Source organism: Bartonella sp. AD328YNZD, from assembly GCF_042196425.1.
In genome coordinates this window covers 1-3,673 of sequence record NZ_JBHIQG010000247.1, presented here as the reverse complement: position 1 = coordinate 3,673, position 3,673 = coordinate 1, and the positions used below count along the sequence as shown (strand labels likewise).

The following is a 3,673-nucleotide window of genomic DNA, read 5'->3' as shown; positions in this document are numbered from 1 at the left end:
CACGCGGCTTTCGAATCAACTGGTTTACGGTAGGCATGCAACCTTCCTCTTTTCGATCTACATTCGTCTTACCCAATAGGGCTTTTCTATTTTCATCTCTTCCGATAGAATCAGAAAAGATATTTTAATTTACACACAAAATCGGGCACACCTGCAAAAACAGTCCACCCGACCACAAGCAGAGAAGGCAATAGCCTCTTGCACTAGCACTTGCTTTTAATCTTCTTAACACCCTTTATGAATGATCTTTTGGACATATCCAAAACCACTGATCATTTCTACATCGGTTATGTCTGTCCCTAATAGCGAGAACACGTACATTCGTCAAGAACTAAACTGCAGAAAGTTTTTAAAAATGAAAATAAATTAAATTTTAAAACTTTACATTTGCTTTTGCCAGTATTCTTGATACATCAATTTACCATAGTCATATGCCTCAAATAAAAAAAGAAGCTGCGACTGTTATAAAACTTGAATGCAGAAAATTAAATTGCACATGTGATATTTAATGATGAGCGCCATGAAAATAGCAACGTGGAATATTGCCGGAATAAAAGCACGACATGAAACATTATATCAATGGCTACAGCAAAATCAGCCGGACATAGCTTGTCTACAAGAAACTAAAAGTATTGATGAAAACTTTCCACGTGATGCAATTGAAAATTTAGGTTACCATATAGAAACACACGGACAAAAAAGTTTTAATGGCGTTGCGCTTCTTTCTAAAAAAACACCAGATGAAGTGATCCGTCGATTACCAGGCAACGATAATGACAAACAAACACGTTACATTGAAGCCGTTTATTCAACAAATAAAGGTGTTGTCCGTGTTGCATCTCTCTATTTACCAAATGGAAACCCTACTGAGAGTGAAAAATATTCCTATAAGATGGAATGGATGGGAAGATTATGTGCACATGCAAAATCATTGCTTGCGTACGAAGAGCCTCTTGTCCTAGCAGGTGATTATAATGTCATCCCCACCCCATTAGATGCAAAAAATCCTCAAGAATGGTATCAAGATGCTTTATTTCTTCAACAAACAAGAAAAGCATTCCAACGTATTCTTCATTTAGGTCTCTACGATGCTATCCGGAATGTCACCGATACGCCCTCGTATAGTTTTTGGGATTTCCAAGCTGGGTCATGGCCTAAAAATAATGGGATTCGCATTGATCATTTATTATTATCACCAGAAGCTGTTGATCATCTTGTTTGCGCTCATAGTCAGACAGAAGTAAGAGGATATCAAAAGCCATCTGACCACGTTCCTGTTTGGATTCAGCTTAATGTCAATTAAAAAACTATAGCCCTTATTTTGTGCGACAACAAAAAAATCACTCGATAAATAATAACTATGCTACACCAAATAAAGATTATATCTTAAACAACTACAATAAATGAATGGAGGACAGAAATGAAGAAATCATTATTAATATTTATTGCTGCAGCAGCCATTGGGCTCACAAGTATTGCGCATGCTAAAAATGATACGCTTGAAAAAATAAAAAAAACAGGGGAGATCACTTTAGGTGTCCGTGAATCATCTGGTTTGGCTTACGCCCTTGGTAATAATAAATATGTAGGTTTTCATACAGAAATGGCAGAACGGATCATTGATGATATCTCAAAAAAAATTGGTAAACCAATTAAAATTCATTATCTTCCCATCACTTCTCAAAATAGAATTCCTCTCTTAAAAAATAAAACCTATGATTTTGAGTGCGGCTCAACAACAAATGATATTGCTCGCAGTAAAGAAGCAGCATTTGCTTATACGACATACATTGAAGAGATTCGGATTGCTGTAAAGAAAAACTCTAACATTAAATCTCTTGACGATTTAAATGGAAAAACAGTTGCGACGACCACTGGTACAACATCTGTTCAACTTATTCGTAAAAACAAACGCGCCAAAAACATTAACTTTAAGGTTATCAAAGGAAAAGATCATGGAGATAGCTTCTTATTATTAGAATCTGGTAAAGCCGATGCCTTTGTTATGGATGCCTCAATTCTTGCTGGACATATTGCAAAATCAAAAAAACCATCTGATTATGTCATTCTTGACCCCGTACTTTCAGTCGAACCCATCGCCTGCATGCTTAGATTACATGACAAAAAATTTGAACAAGCAATCAACGATAGTATCGTGCGTCAGATCAAAGACGAATCACTTGAAAAACTTTACAATAAGTGGTTTATGGAACCGATTCCACCTGCTAATACTGTTATGAATCTTCCTTTATCAAAACAAACAAGATATGCTTGGGATCACCCCAATAATAAACCTCGGGAAAGCTACACAGCAGAAGATTTATAGAGTTTAAAAGGAAAAACCACACTCTTTAAAAATTGAGTGTGGTTTATATTTTAGTTCACTTTTTGATAAATTCCGCCTATGTAGATGCGGTTGATTTATTGTCCTATTTGTAAATGACTAATTTGAGGGAATATCAATTAATGGACTTTTCTTTTCTTTGTAGGGATGATCTTACTCAAACACTGGTAGCAGGATGCCTTGGGACTCCTGGCGTGAGTCATACCTATTTAGACACCCTTCTCGATGGCTTAAAAAATACGGTTATATTGTCCATCACTTCACTTATATTAGCTGTATTATTTGGTGTTATTATAGGAACAATGCGTACTTTACCTAATACTTCCATAACCAATTGTATATTTCGCACTATTGGTGCTATTTGGGTAGAGATCATGCGTAATATTCCTCTCCTTGTACAGGTGTTTTTATGGTATTTTGTTGTTCCTAAGATCTATCCACCAGCGATGAAATTTTCCCCTATTCTCTTAGTAACATGTGCGTTGGGATTCTTTACATCTGCACGCATTGCCGAACAGATTCGTTCAGGTATTGAAGCTATTCCTTCTGGGCAACGCTATGCTGCTATGGCAATGGGATTTACAACGTATCAAAGTTATCGCTATATTATACTACCGCGTGCTATACGCGCAATTATGCCCCCACTTACTTCAGAAGCAATGAGTATTGTAAAAAATTCGTCTATAGCATTCGCTGTTTCAATAAATGAACTCATGCAATTTCAATACCAAGCAATTGAAGAGGTAAGCCATGTTTACGAAAATTATTTGCTTGTTACGATTCTTTATATTCTTATAGCCTTATTCGTATTTATTGTAATGACAATTATTGAACAAATACTCAAAGTTCCTAATTCTCAAACACAGGAAAATTGAATATGATAAATTTTATAAGCTCTCAGTTTGGACTTTATTTTCCTTTCAATTTTTCTGATTTTGATTTTTCCTTTTTTACCTTTGATGTATTTCGTTCTTACATTTTATCAGGTTTACTTTTTAGCGTTTTTCTAACTCTTTTTGCAACAGTATTGGGGTTTATTTTCGGTACGCTTTTAGCAATGATGCGCCTTTCTTCCATAAAACTTCTTTCTTGGCTTGCAATCATTTACATAACAGCTATGCGTTCAATACCCCTTGTGATGGTTATCTTATGGTTTTTCGTACTTCTGCCTTTTTTAACGGGGACATCCATCGGTGCAAATAAATCAGCACTCATTACCTTTACCGCATTTGAAACTGCTTATTTCGCTGAAATTATGCGTGCTGGCATAAATTCAGTTTCGCAAGGACAAAAATATGCGGGGAAAGCTCTTGGAATGACATATTGGCA

General features: G+C 35.8%; 4 protein-coding genes. All 4 read left to right on the top strand.

The features are described 5' to 3' along the window. Positions 1 to 520: 520 nt before the first annotated feature. Complete coding sequence (gene xth / locus ACFIO3_RS10060) at positions 521 to 1,303, top strand: exodeoxyribonuclease III (RefSeq protein ID WP_375608739.1); 783 nt, start codon at positions 521 to 523, stop codon at positions 1,301 to 1,303. A gap of 117 nt (positions 1,304 to 1,420) precedes the next feature. Continuing rightward, positions 1,421 to 2,326, top strand: coding sequence for a transporter substrate-binding domain-containing protein (locus ACFIO3_RS10055; RefSeq protein ID WP_375608740.1), 906 nt, complete (start codon positions 1,421 to 1,423; stop codon positions 2,324 to 2,326). A 140-nt stretch (positions 2,327 to 2,466) separates the two neighbouring features. After that, positions 2,467 to 3,219, top strand: a complete 753-nt coding sequence (locus ACFIO3_RS10050; protein WP_375608741.1) for an amino acid ABC transporter permease — start codon at positions 2,467 to 2,469, stop codon at positions 3,217 to 3,219. Between the two features lie 2 nt (positions 3,220 to 3,221). Further along, the coding region (locus tag ACFIO3_RS10045) for an ABC transporter permease subunit (RefSeq protein ID WP_375704394.1) at positions 3,222 to 3,673 on the top strand (452 nt) is incomplete at its 3' end.